The following is a 25164-nucleotide window of genomic DNA, read 5'->3' on the forward strand; positions in this document are numbered from 1 at the left end:
CCGTATCACGGGGAGCGTGATGAGTCTCGGACCACCCATGAGCAGGGAGGGCGCGGAGTACGCGCTGCGTGCCCGAGCCGACGAGCGCGACCGCATCTCCGGCGACCTGCTCGATCTCGAAGCCCACACCACCTACCAGTTACTCAAGGGCGCCTCCTTGAGCGGTCCGACCCAGACGCGCTGGGCCGCCGCGCAGGGAGCGCTCGCCGCGCTGTGGGCGCTGTACGACACCTACCGGGGGGTGTTACACGCGGCCGAGCAGGTCAAGGGTGCCCGCGGCCGCCTCGGCGCGGAGCAGCTCGCCACTCTGACGGAGCTGCTGTCGGGCCGCTCGGTGGTGCTGAAGGCCGCCGCCAAGCCCGTCGAGGAACGGTCTCTCCTCCCCCAGGCGGACGAGCGGCTCACCCTGGACGAGACCGTCGCCCGGATGGACGCGGCCTTCCAGCAGGCCACGGACGTACTGACCGAGATCGACACGATCTGGTCCGCGGCGTTACCCCGCCTCGACGCCGCCGACGCCGAACTGCGCGCGGTCGGCGACCTGCGGAGGCAGCTCGGCGAGACCCTTGACCTGACCCGGACGGAGACCGATCTCAAGCGGATGCGGGCCGCCGTACTCGAAGACCCGCTCGGCTCGGCGCCGCCGGACCATGAGCTGGAGCGCGTCACCCGCCTCCTGGCGAGCACCCGCGCGGACCTGGAACGCGCGCTGCGGGTCAGCCAGGAGTACGGCAGGCGACGCGAGGAGCTGGTGGCCGCGCTGGATCGGGTACGCGCGGCCGAGAGCGAGGCCAGGGTGGCCCACGGCAGGGTCGTGGTGAAGATAGCCCTGCCGCCGCAGGCACAGCCGCGGAGCAAGGTGGACGCGCTGGCCGATGAGCTGGACGCGCTCGACGCCGCACCCGGCACCTGGCTCGACCGGGCCGGGCGGCTGACGGCCCTGGAGCAGGGCGCCCAGCAGGCCGCCCAGCAGGCACAGGCCACGGCGAAGGCGCTGCTGGGGCTGATCGGCAGGCGTGACGAGCTACGCGGGCTGCTCGGCGCGTGCCAGGCGATGACGGTGCGCAAGGGTCTGGCGGAGGACCCGGCCATCACTGAGCTGTACGAGCGGGCGCGGCTGCTGCTGTGGAGCGCTCCCTGCGATCTGACGAAGGCGGCACAAGCCGTCGACCTGTATCAGCGTGCGATCCACGGAGGTGGCCGATGACCCGATGCGCCCAGCCAGGCTGTACGGGCACGATCGAAGATGGCTACTGCGACCTGTGCGGGCACGCGGCCACGGCCGCCGCGCCCGTCTCGGCCCCGGCGACGTCCGCACCGCCCGCCTCGGCTCCGGCGGGGTCGAGTCCCTCGGCTTCCCCTGAGACCCAGCCGGTGAGCAGGTCGATGACCAGCCCGCTGAGCAGTGGCCGGTCGCGGGCGGGCGTGCTGGGCGAGATCGCCGACCTGCCGTCGGTGCCCTACCGGGACCCGGCCAGCGCGATCATGGCCAATCCCATGGTGCCCGAGGAGAAGCGGTTCTGCGCCAATCCGGCGTGCGGCGAGCCGGTCGGCCGCTCCAGGCAGGGGCGCGCCGGGCTGCCCGACGGGTTCTGCCCGCACTGCCGTACCTCGTTCTCCTTCACTCCGAAGCTGGCCAAGGACGACCTGGTGGCCAACCAGTACCGGGTGCTGGGCTGCCTGGCGCACGGCGGCCTCGGCTGGATCTACCTGGCCGCCGACGAGAACCTCGACGGCCGTTGGGTGGTGCTCAAGGGCCTGCTGAACACCGCCGACGCCGAGGCGCTGGCGGCGGCGGAGGCCGAGCGGAAGTTCCTCACCACGGTCGACCACCCGAACATCGTCAAGATCATCAACTTCCAGCGCTCCGCCGGCCTCGGCTACATCGTCATGGAGTACGTCGGCGGCCAATCCCTGCACGAGCTGCGCCGCCAGGGGCCGCTGCCGCTGCGCGAGACGCTCATGTACGGGCGGGAGATCCTGCGCGCGTTCAGCTACCTGCACGAGCACGGCCTGGTCTACTGCGACCTCAAGCCGGCCAACGTGATCAGGGTCGGCAAGCGGCTCAAGCTCATCGACCTGGGCGCGGTCCAGCGCGTCGGCTCGCCGCCGGGCACGTCCTGGGCCACGGTCGGCTACCACGCGCCCGAGCTGGAGACCCAGCCCTCCTCCGTCGCCTCCGACCTCTACACGGTGGCCAGGACGCTGGCGGTGCTGACCATCCCATCGTTCAGCCCGGCCAAGGGCGGCGTGGAGAACCCGCTGCCGGCGGACTGCGGCAACGAGTCGTTCGCGCGGCTGCTGCGCCGGGCGACCGCGCCTGATCCCGCCGCCAGGTTCCAGAGCGCGGAGGAGATGGAGGAACAGCTCGTCGGCGTGCTGCGCGAGATCAGCGCGCTGGCTGAGGGGGGGCCGTACCCGGCGCAGTCCGCGATGTTCGGGCCCGAGCGGCTCGCGGCGGGGGCGGCGCTGGCCGCCGACCGCGGGCGGGTGTTCGCCGGGCTCGACCCGCTGGAGGCGGCGGCCGCGCTGCCGGTGCCGCTGGCCGACCCCGCCGACCCGGCGGCGGGCGCGCTGGCCGGTCTGGTGGGCCGCGATCCGGACGTGCTGGTCAGCCAGGTCGAGGGCATGGCGCGGACGCCCGAGACGCTGCTGACCAAGGCCCGGCTGCTCGCCGAGCAGGGCTCGGACCAGGCGCCGCCCGCTCTGGACGAGGCGGGGCGGACGCTGCCCGGCGACTGGCGGGTGACCTGGTACCGGGCGGTCCACCTGCTGGCCTCGGGGCAGGCCGACCGGGCGGCGCAGATCTTCGACGAGTGCTTCTCGATGCTTCCCGGCGAGTGCGCGCCCAAGCTGGGGCTGGCGTTCGCGCTGGAGTGCATGAACGGCGACCCCGTCCGCTGGTACGAGAGCGTGTGGCGGACCGACCACTCCTACGTGAGCGCCGCGTTCGGGCTGGCCAGGGCGGGCCGGATCGCGGTGCTCGACGAGGTGCCGACCACGTCGAGCCACCGGGTGGCCGCGCAGCTCGCGGTCGTGGCCGCGGTGGCCAGAGCGGCCGGGGCGGCCGATCCGGGGAAGCCGAACGAGCTCTCGGCCGCGGCCGACCGCCTCGACGACCTCACCGACCTCGACCCGCGCCGCCGCGAGCTGCTCATCGCCGAGCTCCTGGAGAGCGCGCTGACCTGGCTCGACGCCGGCAAACCACCGGGCGGCCTGAAGCTGGCGGGAGCCGAGTTCACCGAGCCCGGCGTACGCAAGCGGCTGGAAGGCATCTTCCGCCGCCTGGCCGTGGCCGCGAGCTCCCGCCAGGAGCGCCAGGCCCTCGTCGACCAGGCCAACGCCGTCCGGCCCCGGACGTGGGTGTGATGGACGACACCGCCGCCCCGAGGGCCGAGGTCCGGTGCCCGGTCTGCGAGGCCCCCGTGCTCGCCGGCGACTCCTTCTGCGAGGCGTGCGGACATCCACTCGGAGCGCCCACCTGTACGTCCTGCGGCGCCCCCGCCGTGGACGCGGACGGCTACTGCGAGCGGTGCGGCCTGCGCCAGCCCACCAGCCGCGACCACGCGGAGCTCGAACTCGACGGCGGCACGGCGGGCGTGACCGACAGGGGCCTGCGCCGCAGCCGCAACGAGGACGCCATGGCGCTGCTGTCCACGGGCACGCGGACGGTGGTCGTCGTCTGCGACGGCGTGGGCAGCTCGCCGCGCGCGGACGAGGCGTCGGCGGCCGCGGTGGAGACGGCCTCGGCCGCCCTGGCCAGGGGTGTCTCCACCGAGGAGGCGTTCGGCCTGGCCAGCCGGGCCGTGGGCAAGCTGGCCACTTCGGTGGACGACGCCCCCGCCTGCACCTATGTCTCGGCGGTGGTCGAAGGCGGCCGGATCACGCTCGCCTGGGCGGGAGACTCCCGCGCGTACTGGCTGTCCACCGGCACCCGGCCCACCAGGACCAACCCGTCCGCCGACACCCAACCAGTCGCGACCGACCCTTCCACCGACACCCGACCGGTCGATACCGGCCTTCCCACCGACACCCGACCGGTCGATACCGGCCTTCCCAGGGATGCCCGACCGGTCGATACCGGCCTTCCCGCCGATGCCCGACCGGGCGAGGCCGGTCTTCCCGCTGATGCCCGACCGGGCGAGGCCGAGGCGCGCGTCGACACCCGGCCGGTCGGGGTCCTTCCGGCCGCCGGTCTCCGGCTCGCCGTGACCGGTCAGGTCGTCGGCACCCAGCTGACCGAGGACGACGCCGCGCCGACGGGTGAGATCACCGCCTGGCTCGGCGCCGACTACGGCGACGTGCGCCCGCACGTCCGCGTACTGGAGCCGGAGACCCCGGGCCTGCTGCTCGTGTGCAGCGACGGCCTGTGGCGCTACCTCGACGGCTACACCTTCCCTTCCACCGGCAGCCCTCTGGACATGGCCCGCGCGATGCTGCGACACGCGCTCGACTCCGGCGGGCAAGACAACGTGACCATCGTCCTGATCCCTCTAGGAGACGCACATGGGTGACCAGCCCACTTTCACCCTGCACATCGACCAGAACAAGTACCTCCCGATCGACGGGCGTGAGGTGCACGCCATCCTCACCATCAACTCGACCGGCACGGTGACCACCGAGTCCGCCACCCCGGCCGAGGCCGCCGAAGTGATCATCATCGACACGTCCGGGTCGATGAGCGGCGGCAAGATCAGGGAGGCCCGGGCCGCCGCCGCGACGGCCGTACAGACCCTGCGCGACGGTGTGCACTTCGCGGTCATCGCCGGGACCGACCGGGCCCGTGTCGTCTACCCGAACGGCCCCCAGCTGGTCAGGGCCAGTGCGGCCACCCGGGCCGAGGCGCAGCGGGCCATCGGCCGGCTCTCCGCCGGCGGCGGCACCTCGATCGGCCAGTGGCTGCAACTGGCGGCCCAGATGCTGTCGGCCCACCCGAACGCGATCAGGCACGCCATCTTGATGACCGACGGCCAGAACAACGAGCGCGCCGACGTGTTCGCCGGCGCGCTGGCCCGCTGCGAGGGCGCGTTCGTCTGTGACAGCCTCGGCGTCGGCGACGACTGGGTGCCCGCCGAGCTGCGCAAGGTCGCCGAGGCACTGCTGGGTACGTTTGACTTCGTCCGGAACCAGGGTGACCTGGCCGACTTCTTCCGCAATCTCACCCAGACCTCGATGAGCAAGACCGTGGCCGAGCTGGTGATGCGGGTGTGGGTGCCGCAGACGGCGACGCTCAAGTGGGTCAAGCAGGTCTCCCCCACGCTGCTCGACCTGACCGGCAAGCGCACTGACGTCAACCCGCTGACCGGCGACTACCCGACCGGCTCGTGGGGCGCCGAGAACCGCGAGTACCACCTGTGCGTCGAGGTGCCCCCCGGCCAGATGGGCAGCGAGATCCGCGCGGGATGGGTGAAACTGCTCCGTCCCGACACCCAGGAGGTCTTCGCCAGCGGCAACGTGCTCGCCCAGTGGACCGACGACCTGGCCCAGTCCACCCGGATCAACGGGAAGGTCGCCCACTACACCGGCCAGGCCGAGCTGCACGAGCTGATCCAGGACGGGCTGAGCGCCCGCGCGGCCGGTGACGTCGACACCGCGACGGCCCGCCTGGCCAAGGCCAAACAGATCGCCGTCGACTCGGGACGCGAGGACACGGCCCGGCTGCTCGACAAGGTCGTCGAGGTGGATCCGGCCTCCGGCACCGCCCGGCTGCGCAGGAACGTCGACAAGGCCGACGCGATCGAGCTCGACACCGGCTCGGTGCGTACCAGCAAGCTGCGCAAGAACGGGGAGGGCAGCTGATGGCGACCTGCCCCCAGGGCCACACGTCGGGTGACGACGAATACTGCGACGTCTGCGGCCTTCAGCTGGCCGCCTCCCCGCCACCGGTCACGTCGTCCGCCGCACCGGCCGCGCCCGCCGGCGTCGGGGCCGGAGCCGCGGTGGAGAGCTGTCCCGTCTGCCAGACGCCGCGTGCCGGGCAGTTCTGCGAGGTGTGCGGCCACGACTACTCCGGCGCCGCGCCCACCATGGCGCCGCCGGTGTCCGGAGCGCGCTGGGAGGCGGTCACCGCCGCCGACCGCGCCTACTACGAGAAGGTGATCGCGGAGGGCGGCCCGGATGCCGACGCCGTCGCCTTCCCGCCGTACTGCCCCGAACGGTCCTTCGCGCTGTCCGGCGAGCAGGTACGCATCGGCCGCCGCAGCCGGGGCCGCGACCTGCGGCCGGAGATCGACCTGACCGGGCCGCCCGAGGACCCCGGCGTGTCCCATCTGCACGCCGTGCTGCTCGCCGCGCACGACGGCTCGTGGACGCTCGTCGACCCGGGCTCCGCCAACGGCACCCAGGTCAACGGCAGGCCGGTCGCGGTCAACGTGCCGGTCCGGGTGGGCGCGGGCGACCGCATCCACCTCGGCGCGTGGACCGTCATCACGATCCGCGAAGGCACGCCATGACCGGTGAGGGGGCCGTCATGAGCGCTGTCATGATCTGCGAGGGGGCACCATGACGATTGTCCAGGCCAGGCCGCCCGGCCAGGTCGGGCCGGCCGGGCCGGGGGCTCCGGCGCGCCGGAGCGTGCCGGGGAGGATCCGGGTCATCTCCGGCATCACCGTGGCCTCCCTGGCGCTGCTCTTCGCCGCGCTGGCGGCCGGGAGCGTGAGCGCGCGCGACGGGCTGACGGTGATCGGCCGCGACGCGGGCCCCCAGGTCGTCGCCACCGCCGGCCTGTATCTCGGGCTGAGCGATATGGACGCGCAGGTCGCCGACGCGCTCCTGATGGGCAAGGAGTACGCCCCGCAGCGCCAGGCCGCCATCGCCCAGTACGAGCGGCGGCGCTCCGAGGCCAACCAGGCGCTGCTGAAGGCGTTCGAGCTGTCCGGCGACAACCCCGCCGAGCGGCAGACCGTCCAGTCCGTGCTCGACGGCCTCGGCCGTTACGAGCGGCTGGCCGGGCAGGCGCTGCTGCTGGACGCCCAGGCCGGCCACGCGGCCGGTCCGCCGCCGCAGAAGGTGGTCGAGGTGTACCGGCAGGCCACCGACCTGATGCGGCTGGTCCTGCTCCCCCAGGCGTACAACCTGACGCTGGAGAGCGGCACGATCGTGCGGAGCACCTATGACGAGAAGAGCGTCATGGTGCCTATCGTACGGTTCGCGGTGATCGTGGCCGGGCTGCTGGCCCTGGGCTGCCTGATCTGGCTGCAGGTCTTCCTGGCGCGGCGCTTCCGCCGGGTGTTCGGGCCGGCGCTGCTGGCCGCGACGGTCGTGACCGTCGTCGCGCTGCTCGCCGGGGTGAACGTACTCGGCCGGGACATGCGGGAGTTGCGCACCGCCAAGGCCGACGGCTTCGACTCGGTGCTCACCCTGGCCAGGGCCCGCGCGATCAGCAACAGCCTGCACGGCGACCAGAGCCGGTTCCTGCTCGACAAGGGGCGGGCCGACACCTACGAGCACACCTTCCTCGACAAGTCCCAGTCGGTGATCTACCTGGAGGCCGGGAACCTCGGCACCTACCAGGCCAAGGTGGCGCAGGGCGACAAGCACTTCCTCGGCCTGCTGGGCACCGAGCTCGGCGGGAGCGACGGCGAGCGGGCGCTGGAGGCGTACACGCGCTTCCAGGACGCCGACGCCAAGCTCCGCTCGCTGGCGGCCGGCGGCCAGGCCAGCCAGGCCGTGGCGGCCAGGCTGGGGACGGTGCGCGAGTCCTTCGACGCCTACGACCAAGCGCTGCTCAAGCTCGCCGAGCAGCATGAGGCCGTGTTCAAGCGGGCCACGGACGCCGGCGAGAGCGCGCTCGACAACCTGTGGCGGCTGCTCCCGTTCGCGATCGGCGGCCTCGGCCTGCTGGTCATCGCCGGGGTGTGGCCACGGCTCAAGGAGTACCGATGAAGCGGCTGCTACCGGCGGTGCTGGTCCTGACCGCGCTGCTGGCCGGGGCGTGTGGCATGGGCGGCCCGGAGTCGATCGTGGACAAGGACGCGATCGTCATCGGGGTCCGTCCCGACCTGCCGTCGGTCGGCGTGCGCAAGTCCAACGGCACCTTCGAGGGCTTCGACGTGGACGTGGCCCGCTACATCGCCCAGAAGCTCGGCAAGGACTACACCTTCATCCCGGTGCTGGCGTCCGACCGGGAGACGGTCCTGCTCAACGGCAAGGCCGACCTCGTGCTGGCGACGTACACGATCAGCCAGGACCGCAAGGCGAAGGTCCTGTTCGCCGGGCCGTACCACATCTCCTACCAGGACATCCTGGTACGGCCGGACGAGCCGTCGATCAAGAACGTCCGCGACCTCAAGGGCCGCAAGATCTGCCAGGTGAAGGGCTCGAACGCGACGCAGCGGGTTCTGGAGGAGCGCAAGGTGGCCGCGGAGGTGGTGCCGGTGGACGACTACGCGGCCTGCCTGGCGGCGCTCAAGGACCGCCGGTTGGACGCGATCACCACCAACGACGTCATCCTGGCCGGCCTGGCCGTCGAGGACGGCAGCGGGCTGCGCCTGGTCAACGCCCAGTTCAACGAGCAGCGGACCGGGGTCGGCATGCACAAGGGCGACGTCGCGGGGTGCGAGGCGGTCAACCGGGCGATCACCACGATGTACCAGGACGGAACGGCCTCGAAACTGCTCCACAAATGGTTCGGCAAGGCCGGCCTGAACCTCAGCACCATCGCGGTCCCGCAGTTCGAGGGCTGCTCATGACCGACCGCCGTTCATGAACACGGCGGGCCCCGGGTGCATCCCGGGGCCCGCCGTGCTACACCGCTCCGGTCGAGGCCGCCGAGGCCGCCGACCCTGTCACGGATGCGCTCACCGCGTGCGCCGGCAACCTCTTGCTGTGGTTTTCCGCAGGAGAAGGAGGCGGTGCACCTCATTCTGCCGCGGGTCGGCCTTCCATAGCGTTGGGCCCCATGATGCAGACGATGATGAACGTGCTGGTGGCGGTGACCGTCGCGACGGGTGGTCAGGGCGCCGGGATACGTTCCGAGCTGGAGAAGATCGTGGACAGCAAGGGGGCCACTGCCGCTTTGGCACGGGTCTCCGACGGAGATCGGACCTGGTCCGGCGCCGTAGGGATGCGCGACATCAAGCGCGGCGGGCAGCCCTCGCCCAGCGGGTACTTCCGGATCGGCAGCGTCACCAAGACGTTCGTCGCGACCGTGGTGCTCCAGCTCGTGGACGAGGGCGAGCTGCGGCTCGACGATCCCATTGATCAGTACTTGCCGGGCCTGGTGCCGGGCGGAGAACGCATCACAGTCCGTCAGCTCCTCAACCACACCAGCCATGTGTCCGACTACATGAGCGAGCCGGGATACTCGACCAACCGATGGCGCGGCGACGCGCGGTTCCGCTCCTACCAGCCGCGAGAGCTGCTGAAGGTAGCTTTCGCCAAGAAACTGCCCGATGACGGGAAGTGGCACTACTCCAACACCAACTACGTGGTACTCGGGCTCCTGGTGGAGAAGCTGACCGGAAGGACCTACGGCGAGGAGGTCAGGCGCCGCATCCTGCGGCCGCTGGGACTGCGCCACACGGTGGTGCCGGGCGACCGGGCGGGAGTGCCATCGCCGCACGCCAAGGGGTACGAACCGCTGCCCGAACTCGTGGATGCGACGCGGATGAACCCCTCACTCGACTGGGCGGCGGGCGAGATGATTTCGACCATGGCGGACCTGGAGCGGTTCATGTCCGCCCTGCTGGGCGGCAAACTGACCAGCGCCGAGTCGCTGCGGGCCATGCGTACGACCGTCGACACGAAGGTCGGATTCGCCTATGGGCTCGGCCTGCAGGCGTACACGCTGCCATGCGGCACGGTGTGGGGTCATAGCGGCGAGCTGATCGGATACCTGACATTCGCGTTCCGCTCCGATTCGGGCAAGTCGCTGACCATGTCACTCAACCCCTCTACCCGAAACCCGTCCACGCAGGAGGTCATGGGCATCGCCGTCAAGGTGTTCTGCGGGACCGCGGGCTGAGTTCTGCGGGGCCGCGGCTGAGGACCTCATCAAGACCGGCCACCCTCTCCATGGCGTAAGGGTTATAGTACAGTTTTATCGGTTACTAGGAAGTGGGTGAGGCATGCGGATCTCCATCACCGACTATGCCCTGGGGGCGGCTGTGGCCGGCGATCTGGCCAATACCTCACCCACCGTGCAGACCACGGCCGGGGAGGCCTTGCCGACCCCTGAAGCGTTGACGCGGTTCCTCGCGGGGCACGGGCTTCGACTCGACGCCCTGGCGGATGGGCGGCCGCCGACCGCTGACGACGTCCGTGAGGTTCACCTGCTGCGCCGGGAAGCGCGTGGCGTCGTGGAGACCGAGACGGAGGACCAGGCCGTCGCCGGCGCTGCCGTGCTGGCCAGGCGGGCCGGTCTCAGCCCGGTGCTGGACCGCGATCCCAGCGGGCGGTGGCAGTGGCATGTCCCGACCGCATCAGGTGCCTCGCCGGCCGAGGAGTTGGCCACGCTCATCGGTGTCGGGCTGCTCGGAGCCGTCCGTGCCCTGGGCCACGGCCGGTTCCGCGCCTGCGTCGCTCCGGGCTGCCGCGGTGTGTTCGTCGACACCAGCCGTGGGGGGCGCCGCATTTACTGCATGCCTGACTTGTGCGGCAACCGGCTCAATGTCGCCAATCACCGCGCACGGCACCGGCTGGGCAGCGCTGCCGGGAGAGAGACACTCTGACGACATAAGGAGAAGTCCATGCAACACCCTAGGGACAGCGCAGCAGCCGGCCCGGTCGGTGAGCCACCGCTCGCAGCCGCCCTACAACTCCCGGACGGCACTTGGATCCGCGGCCGCGGCCTGCGCCATCCACTGCCAGAGGGGCCGGTGCCCGACTTCGGCCTGTACCTCGGGTCCGACCGGCTCCGCCGTCGCCACGAGAGCGAGTTGCGGTGGCCCCACGCGTGGATCCAGTGGCCCGACTTCCTGCTGCCTCGCGACCACGATCTGGCCGTGCGGCACATCCGCGCGCTGCATGAGCGGGCGCGGGCGGGTGCCGCGGTGGAGGTCGCCTGCGGGGGCGGCGTCGGGCGCACCGGCACGGTCGTCGCCTGCCTCGCCGTCCTGGCCGGCCTCGACCCGGCCGAAGCCGTCGCCTGGACGCGCGAGCACCACCACCACCGGGCCATCGAGACCCCGTGGCAACGCCGCTGGGTACTACGCTTCCCACCGTCCCCCCGCTCTTGTCCGCGCGACCAGGGCCCTGAGCCTGAGACATCACCCTGAGCTTCGTCGGCCAGCAGGCGCGCCACCAGTTGTCGCAGGCCAGCGGCATATTGCTGGGGGTTTCCCGCTTGATACAGGGATCCCAGAAGGGCGAGTGGACGCTTCCGACGATGTCGAGCGGGGCTGAAAAGCGAGCTGGTGACCTACCGAATCGGCAGGTCACCAGCTCGATCGGTTGAACAGCTCAATCCAGATAGTCACGCAGCATCTGCGCCCTGGTGGGGTGGCGGAGCTTGGCCAGCGTCTTCGACTCGATCTGCCGGATGCGCTCCCTGGTGACGCCGAATTCCCTGCCCACCTCCTCCAGCGTGCGCGGATGCCCGTCGGCCAGGCCGAAGCGGAGCTGGATGATGCGCTGCTCACGATCCGACAGCGTCGCCAGGATGTCGTCGAGCTGGTCCTGCAGCATGATGAAGGCCGCCGCCTCCATGGGCACGACCGCGTCGGCGTCCTCGATGAAATCGCCGAGGTCGGAGTCTTCCTCACCGATCGGCGACTGCAGGGACACCGGCTCCTGGGCGATGCGCTGGATCTCCACCACACGATCGACCGGGAGGTCCATCTCCTTGGCGATCTCCTCGGGCGCGGGCTCACGGCCGAGGTCCTGGTGGAGCTGCCGCTGTACTCTGACGAGCTTGTTGATCGTCTCCACCATGTGTACCGGAATGCGAATGGTGCGCGCCTGGTCGGCTATCGCACGGGTGATCGCCTGCCGGATCCACCACGTGGCATAAGTGGAGAACTTGTATCCCTTGGTGTAGTCGAACTTCTCGACCGCGCGGATGAGCCCGAGGTTGCCTTCCTGGATGAGATCGAGGAAGAGCATTCCACGGCCCACATAACGTTTGGCGATCGAGACGACGAGCCTGAGATTCGCCTCGATGAGGCGCTGTTTCGCCCGAGTGCCCTGCCAGACGAGCTCCCTGAACTCGGGAAAGGCCAGACGCGAGACACCGCTGGCCAGCTTGTCCTCGGCGAACAGACCGGCTTCGATCGACTTGGCGAGCTCCACCTCCTCTTCGGCTGTCAGCAGCGGCACCCGGCCGATCTCCCGCAGGTAGATACGGACAAGATCGCTGGTCGGCGCCCGCTTGCCTACGTCTTCCTCGTCGGCGCGGGGCGTCTCTTCCTCTCCCTGGGGTTCGAGAACCTCCACGCCGTTCTCCGCGAGCATCCGCACGACGCGTTCCAACGCGTCGGACGGCAACTCTGAGCGGTCAAGCGCGGCTGCGACGTCATCGACGGTTACGCTTCCGCGCTCTCTTCCCTTTGCGACGAGGTCCGCCACTTGATCTACGGATGGCGGTCCACTTGGCAGTACCGATGCACCCACGGGACACAGTCTGCAGTATTGGTTCCGTAAAATGGCAGACCCATTTTTGTAACCGAAGGTAAGGCCGCGGCCCTTACCAAAACGAGATCGCTTAAAGGTTTAGCGGGAGTTTGATCAGGAAAGTAAAGTCAATTACGCGGTCGAGTAAGGAGTGTCCGGGCCGGGGTTGTCGCCGGACACCAGGCGTAGCCTGCCCGGATGCCTTCTGACACCGCTGTCCGGCGCGGCCGGTGAAGGGTTTCGCCACAGCCATCTGGATTCAACAAGTTCCCGACATCTTCTGCTCGGCAACTCTCGAACGAGCCGTTACAGGGGCCATTCGCGGCTCGTCATCCGCCGGTGGGCTGTGTCAAAGCGGTTGCGCACAGGCCCGCCGAAACCCCTCAGCTGCCCGCGGCCCGGTCCCGGAGCACTCTGCGCTGCTGCTCCAGCGCCACCAGCTCGCCGAACAGCCGGTTGTAGTCCTGCTGCTCGTCCACCGGGTTGAGCCGCTGGATGCGCGACTTGACCTGAGCGATCGCCCGGTCGACCGCGATGGCCTCGATCGCCGCCAGCATGGCCGCACCGTAGCGCTCCTCGGTGTGGGAGTCGGCCCGGATCGCCTCGACCGCGAACCGGGTCACCAGCGCCCGCGTCACGTCGTCGTGGCACTGCTCCAGCAGCCGGTCCACCCACTCGCGGCCGCCGTGGCCCGCCGACGCGGCGCCGCCCGCCGCGGTGATCACCTGGTGCACCAGCACGTGGTCGGGCGCGGTGAACGCCCGCGGGTCGAGCGCGTCGAAGCGGGGACCGAGCAGCGCGGGCCGCTGGATGGCCAGTTTGAGCAGCTCGCCCTCGACCCGCACGTTGGGATCGACGGGCGCGGTCTTCGGCGCCCGCCGGGGGCGACCCTGCTGCGCGCCGCCGACCTCGGCGATGCGCTGCATGACGAACCGCTCGTCCATGAAGCCGAGCCACCGGTCGAGGTCGATCGCGTAGCGCTTGCGCAGGCCGACGTCCTTGATCCCGGCCACGATCGGCGCCGCCGCGTCGAGCGCGGCGATCTTGCCTTCGTTGCTGCGCAGGTCGTAGCGGGAGATCGTGCTGCGGATGGCGAACTGGAACAGCGGCTCACGGCTGGCGATCAGATCGCGCACGGCCGCGTCGCCCTGCTTGACGCGCAGGTCGCACGGGTCGAGCCCGTCGGGCTGGATCGCCACGTAGGTCTGGGTGACGAACTTCTGCTCGTCGGCGAACGCCCGGAGCGCCGCTTTCTGCCCGGCCGCGTCGCCGTCGAAGGTGAAGATCACCTCGCCGCGAAACTCCGCCTGGTCGAGCAGGAAGCGCCGCAGGATCTTGATGTGCTCCTCGCCGAACGACGTGCCGCAGGTGGCGACCGCCGTCGGCACCCCCGCCAGGTGGCAGGACATGACGTCGGTGTAGCCCTCGACGATGACCGCCTGGGACCGCTTGGAGATCTCCCGCTTGGCCAGGTCGATGCCGTAGAGCACCTGGCTCTTCTTGTAGAGCGGGGAGTCGGGGGTGTTGAGGTATTTCGGCCCCTCGTCGGAGTCGAGCAGCTTGCGGGCCCCGAACCCGATCACGTCGCCCGTCGCGTCGCGGATCGGCCAGATCAGCCGCCCGCGGAAGCGGTCCATCGGCCCGCGCCGACCCTCCTTGGCCAGCCCGCCCTTGACGATCTCGTCGGCGGTGAAGCCGCGCCCCAGGAGATGCCGCGTCAGCGCCTCCCACTCGTTGGGCGCGTAACCCACGCCGAACAGCTCGGCGTCGGCCCGCTCGAACCCCCGCTCCGACAGGAACCGCCGGCCGGGCGCGGCGTCCGGGCCGAGCAGCTTGTCGGCGTAGAACTCGGCCGCGGCCTTGTGCGCCTCGATCAGCCGGGCCCGCTCGCCGTGGTCGCGCCGCGGCACGTAGCCGCCCTGGTCGTACTGGAGCTGGATCCCGGCGCGCTGGGCCAGCCGCTCGACCGCCTCGCCGAACGTCAGGTGCTCGATCTTCTCGACGAACGTGATGACGTCGCCGCCCTCGGTGCAGCCGAAGCAGAAATACATGCCGCGCTCGGGCGTGACGTTGAAGGACGGGCTCTTCTCGTCATGGAACGGGCACAACCCCTTGAGGTTGCCGCCGCCCGCGTTGCGCAACTGGATGTGCTCGCCGATCACATCGGCGATGGGCGATCGCTCACGAACGAGCGCGATATCGACGTCACGGATCCTGCCAGCCACGCCGGTGAGTCTATTCCTGAGCTACGACAACCGGCCCCACCCGGGGCTCATGACTGCCCTCCGTGAGGTGACGGTGACCTGGCGGTAAGAGGATGTCACCGTCGCGTCGCGAAAGGGGGAAATCTGTCGGGAGCACTTCCCCGGTCGGCTACAAAGGTAAATGTTTGCGGTGGACACGTCGACACGGGTGGAGATCATGCGAGCGGGGCATCTCGGACGTTGGGCGGCTTTAGCGGGCGTCGCGCTGCTGGCGAGCGCCTGCTCGCAGGCCACCGGAGTGGCGGGCGTCAGCGCGCAGTCACCGGCCACGCCCACGGCGAGCGCCAGCCCGTCCGTCACCGCCACCATCCCATCACAGACACCCCCCTCACAGACGCTCCCCTCACAGACGCTCCCCTCGCAGACACCGACCGCCGATCCCCAGTCGGCCGAGACGCCGCCCAAGGGTGAGGACCCGGTCAAGATCCCGCCGCCGAAGCTGTCGAAGTACACCTACGCCTTCCCCGTCCAGGGCTGCCGGACGACCTACCAGCGCCAGCTGCTCGTGCTGCCGAAGACGACGATCTGGGCGGGCAAGGGCTGTGCCTTCGTGGCGCCGGTGGACGGCGTGGTCGACGAGGTCAACACCCTGAACAAGTGGACGCCCACCACCGACGTGGGCGCCTACCGCGAGGGCCGCTTCGTCACGATCATCGGCGACGACGGCGTCCGCTACCTGGGTGGCCATCTCGACGCCGTCGCCGACGGCCTCAAGCCGGGCGTACGGGTGAAGGCCGGGCAGATGCTCGGCCGGGTCGGCAACTCCGGCAACGCCCGCGACACCGGCACCAACCTGTACTTCGCGATCTCCTGGAAGACCGGCCCCGCCTACTGGTGGGTGCGCCGAGGCATGGTGAACCCCTGGGACTACCTCGACGCCTGGCAGTCCGGCAACAAGACGCTGTCTCCGAAGGAGGAGACGCTGAAGATGCGCAGCCGGCTGGGCGAGACGCCGCGCTGCGCCGTTCAGTGCGCGTCGAAGACGGTGACGGAGCCCAAGAAGAAGAAGACCCGCGTCAAGCCGACACCTACTCCGATCATCGTCGACCCGACGTGAGTCTCATCATCGATCCGCTGTGAGCTCCTTCGGGTCCACGGTCACACCGGAGCGGATGAGCTGCTGGATCTTGCTGACGACGTCCCAGACGTTGACGTTCATGCCGGCCACGACCTTGCCCTCCCGCAGCCAGTAGGCGACGAACTCCTGGTCGGGGACCGAGCCCCGGTAGACGACCTCGTCGTAGCCCTGGATGTCGCCGGAGAACTCCATGCCCAGGTCGTACTGATCGGTATAGAAGTACGGTACGCGGTCGTAGGAGACCTCCTGGCCCAGCATGGACCTGGCCGCGGCGGGGCCGCCGTTGAGCGCGTTGGCCCAGTGCTCGACCCGGAGGCGCCGGCCGTACAGGGGGTGGAAGGCCTCGGCGACGTCGCCCGCGGCGAACACGTCGGGGTGCGAGGTGCGCAGGGCGGCGTCCGTGAGGATGCCGCTGCCGACCTCCAGTCCGGCGTCCCGGGCCAGCCCGACCTCGGGCTCCGCGCCGATGCCGACGATGACGAGGTCGGCGGTCAGGCGCTCGCCGGAGCTGAGCCGTACGCCGGTCTCGGTGATCTCCGCGGCGCCGGTGCCGGTGCGCAGGTCGACGCCGTTGCGCCGGTGCAGCCCGGCGAAGACCTCGCCGAGTTCGGGCCCGAGCGGCCGGTACAGCGGCGTGGGGTCGGGTTCGACGATCGTGACCTCACAGCCGGCCTTGCGGGCGGCCGCGGCGGTCTCCAGCCCGATCCAGCCCGCGCCGACCACGATCACCCGCTCGGCGTCGGAGAAGCGCGCCTTGAGCGCCTCGCTGTCCTCGACCGTACGCAGGTAGAGAGCGGGTCCTGGCAGGCGCCGCGGCCTGGCTCCCGTCGCGATCAGCAGCTTGTGGTACGGCTGGCGCGAGCCGTCGGAGAGCCTGACCGCGTGCTGGTCGAGCTCGAGGCGCGTGACCCGCAGGCCGGTCCTGAGGTCCACGCCGTTGTCGGCGTACCAGCCGGCGCCGTGGACGAAGATCTTCTCCCGGTCGCTCTTGCCCTGCAGGTATTCCTTCGACAAGGGCGGTCTCTCGTAGGGGCGTTCGGACTCCGCGCCGATCAGCACGATCTCGTCGCCGGAGCCCTCTTCCCGCAACGTCTGCGCCGCCTTGGCCCCCGCCAGTCCCGCGCCGACGATCACATATGTAGCCATGGGCGCAGTATCCGCCCGCCGAGGGTCATCGGGAAAGACGCTTGTGCCAAGCGATGGCGGATGTGTCGGTGAGAGAGGCGATCTGGTCGATGACCACCCGGACGCGGGCTGCGTCGTCGGGCGCGCCGAGGTAGGTGGGCCGGAAGGCGGGCTCCAGGGTCGCGGGCGCGCCGAGCGTGATCAAAGAGGCCAGCTCGGTGATGAGGTCGCGCTGCCTGGCCTGGTTGGCGTGGTGGTCCTCGGTGGTCATCACGTAGTGGGCGGTGACGCCCTTGAGGAGCGCGCACTCCAGCAGCGTGGCCGGGGGGACGACGAGCTCCGCGCGGTGCCGCGAGGCGTACGCGTCCTTGGTGGCGGTCTGGGCGGAGCGGCAGAAGCGGCCGATGAGACCGCTCGTCAGCGCCTTGAGCCCGGCCAGGTCGGCGAAGGTGGCCTCGAAGCGGCGCGGCCAGAGCGGGGTGGCGATCAGTGCGGCGAAGACGGCCTCGAGCTCGCCGAGGTCGGCGCTGGGCGCGTACCAGGTGCGGGCGGTCTCACACACCGCGCGGCGCTCGGCGGCCGACAGGAGCGCCTCGGGCGTGACGTGGCCGGAGTGCAGCGCGTCCTCCAGGTCGTGGACGGAGTAGGCGACGTCGTCGGCCCAGTCCATGATCTGCGCCTCGAAGCTCACCTGGCCGTCGGGCGCGCCGTCCCTGATCCACTCGAAGACCGGCAGGTCGTCGTCGTATACCCCGAACTTCGGTGATGTGTCGCAGGTCCACGGATATTTGATGGAGGCGTCGAGCGCGGCCCTGGTGAGGTTGAGCCCGGCGCTGCGGCCGTCCTCGGTGAGGACCTTGGCCTCCAGTCTGGTGAGCAGGCGCAGGCTCTGCGCGTTGCCCTCGAAGCCGCCGCACGAGGTGGACAGCTGGTTGAGCGCCACCTCGCCGTTGTGACCGAAGGGCGGATGGCCCAGGTCGTGTGCCAGGCAGGCGGTCTCCACCAGGTCGGGGTCGACGCCGAGCGTCGCGCCCATCTCCCGGCCGACCTGGGCGCATTCGAGCGAGTGGGTGAGCCGGGTGCGCGGGATGTGCTGGCCGCCGCCCAGGGTCTCGCCGGGCCCCACGACCTGCGTCTTCGCGGCCAGCCTGCGCAGCGCGGAGCTGTGCAGGACCCTGGCGCGGTCGCGTTCGAACGCGCTGCGCTCCGGGTTGCCGGGAGGTTCCGGCACCCACCGCGCCTGGTCGTGCTCGTCATAACGGGCCATAAGAGCTGTGATTTTATCCAGTTTCCGGTCTCCGCTAGTGTCAACCCTCGCGAGAACCCCATTCCCCGGGAGCCCCTCCTCCATGACCACAGCGTTCCGGGCCGTGCTGGCCTTCGCCCTGCTTGCCGGCTTCTACGTGCTGGTCGGCCTCATTCTGGTCGCGGCCGTCTTCTTCGATGTGCTGCTGCTGGTCGACTTCCACGTCAACGGCCTCAAGTTCGCGGTCATCCTGACCCTGGCGGGGGCCGCGCTCCTGCGCGCCCTGATCATGGTCAGCCGCCGCAAGGACGGCGAGCAGCCGGGCGTGCTGGTCGCCCGCGAGCACGAGCCCGCGCTCTGGCAGGTGGTCGACGACCTGTCCCAGCGCGTCCGTACGGCACCGCCCGACGAGATCCGCCTGGTGCCCGAGGTCAACGCGGCCGTGTCGGAGGACACCCGCTTCCTCGGCATGAAGGCCACCAGGCGGCGCATGTACATCGGCCTGCCGCTGCTGCAGACCCTCACGGTCGACGAGATGCGCGCGGTGCTCGGCCACGAGCTGGGCCACTACAGCGGCGCCCACACCCGCCTGGGCGCGCCGGTCTACCGGGGCCGGGTGGCGCTGATCGCGACCGTCCAGGGGCTCGGCAACCACCCGTTCATCCAGCGGCTGTTCACGTACTACGCCAAGCTCTACATGCTCGTCTCCCAGAGCGTGTCGCGCGGGCAGGAGCTGGAGGCCGACCGGTTCGCGGTGGCCATCGGCGGTCGCCAGGCGATGTCGGAGGCGCTGCGCAAGATCCACGGCACGGCGACGGCCTGGGACATCTACGCCGAGTACTACCTGTCGATGACCGGTGCGGGCGGCAACCGGCCCGCGGCGGTGTTCGGCGGATTCCACGCGCTGATGAGCGACCCGGCCAGGCAGGCCGAGGTGGCCAAGCTCGGCGAGGAGCCGCGGGAGACCTCCCTCTACGACTCCCACCCGAGCCTGGCCGAGCGACTGGCCGCCATCGAGCTGCTGCCCGAGCCGGAGCACGTACCCGACCCGCGCTCGGCCCTCACGCTGCTGCGTGATGCGAACGTGGCGGTGCAGGCGGTCGAGCAGTCGATGTGGACGCCTGAGGCGCTCACAGGGCTGCGGGCGGTGTCGTGGGAGGAGCTGGTGTCCCAGGGCATGTACGCGGCCCGCAACGCCGAGGCGCTCAACGACCTGGCGCTGGCCGGGCAGCGGGTGCTGGGCGCCACCCGGCCCTACCTCGACGCGGCCTTCGAGGTGATCGCCAGGGGGCGGCGGCCGGAGCTGGAGGAGAAGCTGCGCGAGCTGGGCTGGAACCCGTCGGAGACGCTGCTGGCCGGGGTGCTCGGGCAGGCGCTGGAGGCGGTGCTGATCCAGCACGGCCAGGCGCGGTGGACGCTGTCGTGGGCGGGCCCGGCGCGGCTGCTGTTCGACGACGGCGAGGAGGTGGCGCTGTCGGAGTACGCGGCCCAGGTCGCGGCCAACCCGTCCGCCGTTCCGGGGCTCCGGAAGTGGCTGGGCGACCTGGGCATGCGTCACGACTACGTGCCCGCCACGCTGGAGCAGGCGAAGGCGACCGTCTAGCCTGGTGACCGCAATGGTCCCCGGGACGGCCCCCCACAGGGACACCAGCCACGACGGACGGTCTCCATCCCCTCCCCGAAGGGGGTATCCCCCCAAAGGGACCCCCACCACGACGGGCCGTCACAGCGATCGAGGCGGTCGTGTGAACTCCCTTCGGAAGGACGGATGCCCGGCGTGGGGCCGGGTGTCTACCGGGTGTCGGAGTCGCATTCGGCGAGGGCCGCGCGGCCGGCCTCCAGGCGGGCGACCGGGATGCGGAACGGTGAACAGGAGACGTAGTCGAGCCCGGCCTGGTGGCAGAAGTGCACCGAGTCGGGATCGCCCCCGTGCTCGCCGCAGATGCCGAGCTTGAGGTCGGGGCGGGCCGCGCGGCCCTCCTCGACGGCGATCGTGACCAGGCGGCCGACGCCGTCGCGGTCGAGGGTCTCGAACGGGGAGACCCCGAACATGCCGAGCTCCAGGTAGCGGGAGAAGAACGCGGCCTCGACGTCGTCCCGCGAGAAGCCCCAGGTCATCTGGGTCAGGTCGTTGGTGCCGAAGGAGAAGAACTGGGCGGCCTCGGCGACCTGGCCCGCGGTGAGCGCCGCCCTGGGCGTCTCGATCATGGTGCCGATCAGGGCCTCGACGCCGAGGTCCGCGAGGATCCCGGCGGCCTCCTCGCGGACGGCCTCCAGCTCCTGTACGGCGGCCACGAGCGGAATCATGATCTCCGGTTCGGCTCCCGGCACCTCCTTGGCCGCCTGGGCGATGGCGCGTACCTGCATGGCGAACAGGCCGGGGATGACCAGGCCGAGCCGCACACCGCGCAGCCCGAGCATGGGGTTCTGCTCGTGCAGCCTCTTGACGGCACACAGCAGCTTGCGGTCCTTGTCCGTGGCGTCCCCGATGGCCACCTTGACCGACAGGTCGGTGAGGTCCGGCAGGAATTCGTGCAACGGCGGGTCGATGAGCCGGACCGTGACCGGCTGCCCCTCCATAGCCCGAAATATCCCGATGAAGTCGGCTTTCTGGAGGGGCTCCAGCGCGTCCAGCGCCGCCTGGCGCTCCTTGTCGCCCGAGGCCAGCACCAGGTCCTCGACGAGCTGCCTGCGCTCGCCCAGGAACATGTGCTCCGTACGGCACAACCCGATCCCCTCGCCGCCGAAGCGGCGCGCCCTGGCCGCGTCGTCCGGGGTGTCGGCGTTGGCCCGCACGCCCAGCCGGCGTACCTCGTCGGCCCGCCGCATGATCCGGTCCACGGCCCGGACCAGGTCGTCGTCGGGTTCCCCGCCCTCGAAGTACTCGACCACGGCCGAGTCCACCACGGGCACCTCGCCGAGGAAGATCTCACCGGTCGTGCCGTCGATGGAGATGAGGTCGCCCTCGTTCACCACGACGTCGCCCGGCGCGGTGAACCTGCCCTCGCCGATCGACACCTCCAGCTCCTCGGCGCCGCAGACGCAGGTCTTGCCCATGCCGCGGGCGACCACGGCGGCGTGTGAGGTCTTGCCGCCGCGGCTGGTCAGGATGCCGCGCGCGGCGATCATCCCGGACAGGTCGTCGGGGTTGGTCTCGCGGCGCACCAGGATGACGTCCTCGCCCTGGCCGGCCAGCTCGACGGCGCGCTCGGAGGAGAACACGGCCTTGCCGACGGCGGCGCCCGGCGAGGCGTTCATGCCCTTGGCGATCTTCTTCTTCTCGGCGCCCGAGTCGAAGCGCGGGAACATCAGCTGGGCCAGCTGGTCGCCCGTCACCCGCGTGACGGCCTCGTCGAGCGTGATGAGGCCCTGGTCCACGAGCTGGGTGGCGATGCAGAACGCGGCGGCCGCGGTGCGCTTGCCGACCCTGGTCTGCAGCATCCAGAGCTTGCCGCGCTCGATCGTGAACTCGATGTCGCACAGGTCGCGGTAGTGGTTCTCCAGCGTCTCCATGATCTGCAGAAGCTCGTCGTACGCGCTCTTGTCGAGGCGTTCCAGCTCCTGGAGCGGGATCGTGTTGCGGATGCCGGCGACGACGTCCTCGCCCTGGGCGTTCTGCAGATAGTCGCCGTAGATGCCCTGCTGGCCGGAGCCGGGGTCGCGGGTGAAGGCGACGCCGGTGCCCGAGTCGTTGCCGACGTTGCCGAAGACCATGGCCACGATGTTGACCGCGGTGCCGAGGTCGGCGGGGATGCGTTCCTGGCGGCGGTAGAGGATGGCGCGCGGGGCGTTCCAGGAGTCGAAGACGGCCATGACGGCCAGGCGCATCTGCTCGCGCGGGTCGGCGGGGAAGTCCTTGCCCGTCTGATCGCGCACGATGCCCTTGAACGTCTCGACCAGGCCCTGCAGCTCGGCCGCCCCGAGGTCGGTGTCCTGCCGGTCACCCTTCAGCGATTCGAGCGCCTGCTCGAACAGCTCGCCGTCGATGTCGAGCACGGTCTTGCCGAACATCTGGATGAGCCTGCGGTAGGAGTCCCAGGCGAAGCGGTCGTTGCCGCCTGCCTGCTTGGCCAGGCCGTGCACGGACTCGTCGTTCAGCCCGATGTTGAGGACGGTCTCCATCATGCCGGGCATCGAGAACTTCGCGCCGGAGCGGACGCTGACGAGCAGCGGGTCGTCGGCCTGGCCGAGCGTCTTGCCCATCCGCTTCTCCATCGCGCTCAGGTGCTCGGCCACCTCCCGCTCCAGGCCGTCGGGGACCGAGCCCTCGGCCAGGTAGTGGCGGCAGGCCTCGGAGGTGATCGTGAACCCGGGAGGGACGGGCAGCCCGAGATTGGTCATTTCGGCGAGGTTTGCTCCCTTGCCGCCGAGAAGATCCTTGAGATCCTTGTTGCCCTCGGTGAAGTCGTAAACATACTTGGCCACCACAGCTCCAATCAACGCCTCTGGTTCGGACTCTACCGGCGATAATCATGATGAAACTGCACTCACCGGTTAAGTCAACGTTTCAGCTGGTGAAGGGGCTATAACCGGTCTAATCCAATTAATGTTCTGTTTGACCAAGAATTGGTTTATACCAATTGGTATAAACCAATTTCTTGAAAGATCCAGATGTTAGATGCACAATCGGAGCACCCCCTAGCAGGAGGCGCCCGATGGCCACTCCTACCAAGCCCCAGCGTTCGGCCCGCCTGGTCGCCGGATCGGCCAAGGCCGCGCAGGGCTCCGCGCGCTACCTGGACGAGCGCCTCGGGCTGGCCGGCTGGCTCGGCCCGAACCTGCGCAAGCTCTTCCCGAGCCACTGGTCGTTCCTGCTCGGCGAGTTCGCCCTGTACTCGTTCGTCCTGCTCGTGCTGACGGGCACGTTCCTGGTCTTCTTCTACAAGCCCAACCCCGACGTGGCCTTCGCCTCGGTACGCGAGCTCAGCCTGGACATCAGGGGCGGCCTGCTGGTGCGCCAGATGCACCACTGGGCGGCGATGATCTTGCTCTTCTATCCGTTCCTGGAGCGCCGCTTCACCGGGGACCGCCGCGTGCACAACCTCCTGGACCGCCCCTCGCACGCGCCCGTCCGCACCGCGCTCGGCGTGGCGGTGATCACGTTCTTCACGGTGCTGTGGGCCGGGACGTGGGTCTCGGAGCTCCCACCGGACCCGAGGGCGCCGATGCCGCTTCTCACGGCACCGCACGAGACCTACCTCTGGATCGTGTACGGCCTGCGCGCCGCGCTCTTCGTCCTGCCTCCGATCGCGTACGCCATCACCCTGGCGGTATGCCGGAGCCGCGCCCGCCGCTGATGCTCCCGCACGCTGCTGACTCTCTTGCCGACTGTTGCTTCTTTGCCCACCTGCCCCAACGACGTCGACCCCGCCCACGGTCTCGAAAGACCGCGAACGGGGTCAACAATGCGCACGTCACGGCGGCCAGCCCCGTAAACCGCAGGAGCGTGTCCCTGGACAGACGCCGGCCCCGCGCAAGGGTGGGGCTGGCCACTGCCGGCCGTAACAAAAAATCAGTCGTTCAGGTGCTGGCGGAGGTAGGAGTCGACGGCGTCGAGCGAGATGCGCTGCTGCGCCATCGAGTCGCGCTCGCGGATCGTGACCGCCTGGTCCTCAAGGGTGTCGAAGTCGACCGTGATGCAGAACGGCGTGCCGATCTCATCCTGGCGCCGGTAACGCCGGCCGATCGCGCCCGCGTCGTCGAACTCGACGTTCCACCGACGGCGCAGCTGCGCGGCCAGGTCGCGGGCCTTCGGCGACAGGTCGGCGTTGCGCGACAGCGGCAGCACCGCGGCCTTGACCGGGGCGAGCCGGTGGTCGAGCCGCATGACCGTGCGCTTCTCCATGACCCCCTTGGCGTTGGGCGCCTCGTCCTCGCTGTAGGCGTCGAGCAGGAACGTCAGCGTGGCCCGGTCGACACCCGCCGCCGGCTCGATGACGTAGGGCACGTAGCGCTCGCCCGTGTCCTGCTCGAAGAAGCTCAGGTCGACGCCCGACGCCTTGGAGTGGGCGGTCAGGTCGAAGTCGGTGCGGTTGGCGATGCCCTCGAGCTCGCCCCACTCACCGCCCGCGAAGTTGAAGCGGTATTCGACGTCGACCGTGCGCTTGCTGTAGTGGGACAGCTTCTCCTTGGGGTGCTCGTAGAGCCGGAGGTTGTCCTTGTTGATGCCCAGGTCGGAGTACCAGCGGAAGCGCTCGTCGATCCAGTATTGGTGCCACTCCTCGTCGCTGCCCGGCTTGACGAAGAACTCCATCTCCATCTGCTCGAACTCGCGGGTGCGGAAGATGAAGTTGCCCGGGGTGATCTCGTTGCGGAAGGACTTGCCGACCTGGCCGATGCCGAACGGGATCTTCTTACGCGCCGACTGCTGCACGTTGAGGTAGTTGATGAAGATGCCCTGCGCGGTCTCCGGGCGCAGGTAGGCCAGACCCGACTCGTCCTCGACCGGGCCGAGGTAGGTCTTGAGCAGGCCGCTGAACTGCCTCGGGTCGGTGAAGGCGCCCTTGTTGCCGCAGTTGGGGCAGGTGATGTCGGCCAGGCCGTTCTCGGGCGCCTTGCCGTTCTTCTCCTCGTACGCTTCGAGGAGGTGGTCGGCGCGGTAGCGCTTGTGGCACGACTGGCACTCGGTCAGCGGGTCGGTGAAGGTCTCCACGTGACCGCTGGCCTGCCAGACCTCGCGGGCCAGGATGACGCAGGAGTCGAGACCCACCACGTCGTCGCGCGACTGGACCATCGACAGCCACCACTGCCGCTTGACGTTGTTCTTCAGCTCGACGCCCAGGGGACCGTAGTCCCACGACGCGCGCAGTCCGCCGTAGATCTCGCTCGACGGGTAAACGAGCCCGCGGCGCTTGGCGAGGCTGACGATCGTGTCCATGACGTCTGTGCGTCGTGCCATTTTG

At 70.0% G+C, this 25164-nt stretch carries 19 protein-coding genes; 13 read left to right on the forward strand and 6 right to left on the reverse strand.

The window, feature by feature from the left end; translation table 11 throughout:
• Positions 1–19 precede the first annotated feature (19 nt).
• The 10 genes from AB0H88_RS05655 to AB0H88_RS05700 all read left to right on the forward strand — a co-directional run bounded on the left by AB0H88_RS05655 (position 20) and on the right by AB0H88_RS05700 (position 11216).
• Positions 20–1207 carry a hypothetical protein gene (locus tag AB0H88_RS05655; protein ID WP_357641613.1) on the forward strand — a complete coding sequence of 396 codons (1188 nt, stop codon included), beginning with the start codon at positions 20–22 and terminating at the stop codon, positions 1205–1207.
• The gene (locus AB0H88_RS05660) at positions 1204–3369 is read left to right on the forward strand and encodes a tetratricopeptide repeat protein (RefSeq protein WP_357641615.1); all 2166 of its coding nucleotides are present in this window, start codon (positions 1204–1206) and stop codon (positions 3367–3369) included. Before AB0H88_RS05655 ends, AB0H88_RS05660 begins: the two co-directional genes overlap by 4 nt.
• Positions 3369–4514 (forward strand): protein phosphatase 2C domain-containing protein, encoded by a 1146-nt coding sequence (locus AB0H88_RS05665; RefSeq protein WP_357641617.1) that lies wholly within the window; start codon positions 3369–3371, stop codon positions 4512–4514. The genes AB0H88_RS05660 and AB0H88_RS05665 overlap by 1 nt, the downstream gene beginning before the upstream one ends.
• Positions 4507–5799: a VWA domain-containing protein gene (locus tag AB0H88_RS05670; protein WP_357641619.1), complete on the forward strand. Its 1293-nt coding sequence runs from the start codon at positions 4507–4509 to the stop codon at positions 5797–5799. The genes AB0H88_RS05665 and AB0H88_RS05670 overlap by 8 nt, the downstream gene beginning before the upstream one ends.
• Positions 5799–6452, forward strand: a complete 654-nt coding sequence (locus AB0H88_RS05675; RefSeq protein ID WP_357641621.1) for an FHA domain-containing protein — start codon at positions 5799–5801, stop codon at positions 6450–6452. Before AB0H88_RS05670 ends, AB0H88_RS05675 begins: the two co-directional genes overlap by 1 nt.
• A gap of 49 nt (positions 6453–6501) precedes the next feature.
• Positions 6502–7884 carry a hypothetical protein gene (locus AB0H88_RS05680; protein WP_357641623.1) on the forward strand — a complete coding sequence of 461 codons (1383 nt, stop codon included), beginning with the start codon at positions 6502–6504 and terminating at the stop codon, positions 7882–7884.
• On the forward strand, positions 7881–8690 hold the full coding sequence (locus tag AB0H88_RS05685) for a transporter substrate-binding domain-containing protein (protein ID WP_357641625.1): 810 nt from the start codon (positions 7881–7883) through the stop codon (positions 8688–8690). Before AB0H88_RS05680 ends, AB0H88_RS05685 begins: the two co-directional genes overlap by 4 nt.
• Positions 8691–8899: 209 nt before the next feature.
• Entirely contained in the window at positions 8900–9964 is a 1065-nt protein-coding gene (locus tag AB0H88_RS05690) for a serine hydrolase domain-containing protein (RefSeq protein ID WP_357641627.1), read from the forward strand.
• 103 nt (positions 9965–10067) lie between these two features.
• Positions 10068–10670, forward strand: a complete 603-nt coding sequence (locus tag AB0H88_RS05695; protein ID WP_357641629.1) for a CGNR zinc finger domain-containing protein — start codon at positions 10068–10070, stop codon at positions 10668–10670.
• An 18-nt stretch (positions 10671–10688) separates the two neighbouring features.
• Complete coding sequence (locus AB0H88_RS05700; protein ID WP_357641631.1) at positions 10689–11216, forward strand: protein-tyrosine phosphatase family protein; 528 nt, start codon at positions 10689–10691, stop codon at positions 11214–11216.
• A gap of 184 nt (positions 11217–11400) precedes the next feature.
• Here the strand turns inward: AB0H88_RS05700 and rpoD are convergent, their stop codons facing one another.
• Together rpoD and dnaG are read right to left on the reverse strand one after the other, a co-directional pair.
• A complete protein-coding gene (gene rpoD, locus AB0H88_RS05705; RefSeq protein WP_357641633.1) occupies positions 11401–12504 on the reverse strand; it encodes an RNA polymerase sigma factor RpoD in 1104 nt (367 codons plus the stop codon).
• A gap of 428 nt (positions 12505–12932) precedes the next feature.
• Complete coding sequence (dnaG, locus tag AB0H88_RS05710) at positions 12933–14774, reverse strand: DNA primase (RefSeq protein ID WP_357641635.1); 1842 nt, start codon at positions 14772–14774, stop codon at positions 12933–12935.
• 169 nt (positions 14775–14943) lie between these two features.
• Between dnaG and AB0H88_RS05715 the strand changes: the two genes are divergently transcribed.
• Positions 14944–15870, forward strand: a complete 927-nt coding sequence (locus tag AB0H88_RS05715; protein ID WP_357641637.1) for a peptidoglycan DD-metalloendopeptidase family protein — start codon at positions 14944–14946, stop codon at positions 15868–15870.
• 6 nt (positions 15871–15876) lie between these two features.
• On the opposite strand, the gene AB0H88_RS05720 is transcribed toward AB0H88_RS05715, so the two are convergent.
• Positions 15877–17037 carry an FAD-dependent oxidoreductase gene (locus AB0H88_RS05720; RefSeq protein ID WP_357641639.1) on the reverse strand — a complete coding sequence of 387 codons (1161 nt, stop codon included), beginning with the start codon at positions 17035–17037 and terminating at the stop codon, positions 15877–15879.
• 25 nt (positions 17038–17062) lie between these two features.
• Positions 17063–18283, reverse strand: a complete 1221-nt coding sequence (locus AB0H88_RS05725) for a deoxyguanosinetriphosphate triphosphohydrolase (protein ID WP_357641640.1) — start codon at positions 18281–18283, stop codon at positions 17063–17065.
• Positions 18284–18365: 82 nt separating this feature from the next.
• Between AB0H88_RS05725 and AB0H88_RS05730 the strand changes: the two genes are divergently transcribed.
• Positions 18366–19865 (forward strand): M48 family metallopeptidase, encoded by a 1500-nt coding sequence (locus AB0H88_RS05730; RefSeq protein ID WP_357641641.1) that lies wholly within the window; start codon positions 18366–18368, stop codon positions 19863–19865.
• Positions 19866–20053: 188 nt separating this feature from the next.
• Here AB0H88_RS05730 and ppdK read toward each other — a convergent pair whose 3' ends face one another.
• Positions 20054–22687: a pyruvate, phosphate dikinase gene (gene ppdK / locus AB0H88_RS05735; protein WP_357641643.1), complete on the reverse strand. Its 2634-nt coding sequence runs from the start codon at positions 22685–22687 to the stop codon at positions 20054–20056.
• A gap of 230 nt (positions 22688–22917) precedes the next feature.
• On the opposite strand from ppdK, the gene AB0H88_RS05740 reads away from it, so the two are divergent.
• Positions 22918–23559, forward strand: a complete 642-nt coding sequence (locus tag AB0H88_RS05740; protein ID WP_357641645.1) for a hypothetical protein — start codon at positions 22918–22920, stop codon at positions 23557–23559.
• A gap of 215 nt (positions 23560–23774) precedes the next feature.
• Here AB0H88_RS05740 and AB0H88_RS05745 read toward each other — a convergent pair whose 3' ends face one another.
• Positions 23775–25160: a glycine--tRNA ligase gene (locus AB0H88_RS05745; RefSeq protein WP_357641647.1), complete on the reverse strand. Its 1386-nt coding sequence runs from the start codon at positions 25158–25160 to the stop codon at positions 23775–23777.
• Between the last annotated feature and the right edge of the window lie 4 nt (positions 25161–25164).

It is taken from the genome of Nonomuraea sp. NPDC050680, from assembly GCF_040654555.1.
Taxonomy (GTDB): Bacteria; Actinomycetota; Actinomycetes; order Streptosporangiales; family Streptosporangiaceae; genus Nonomuraea.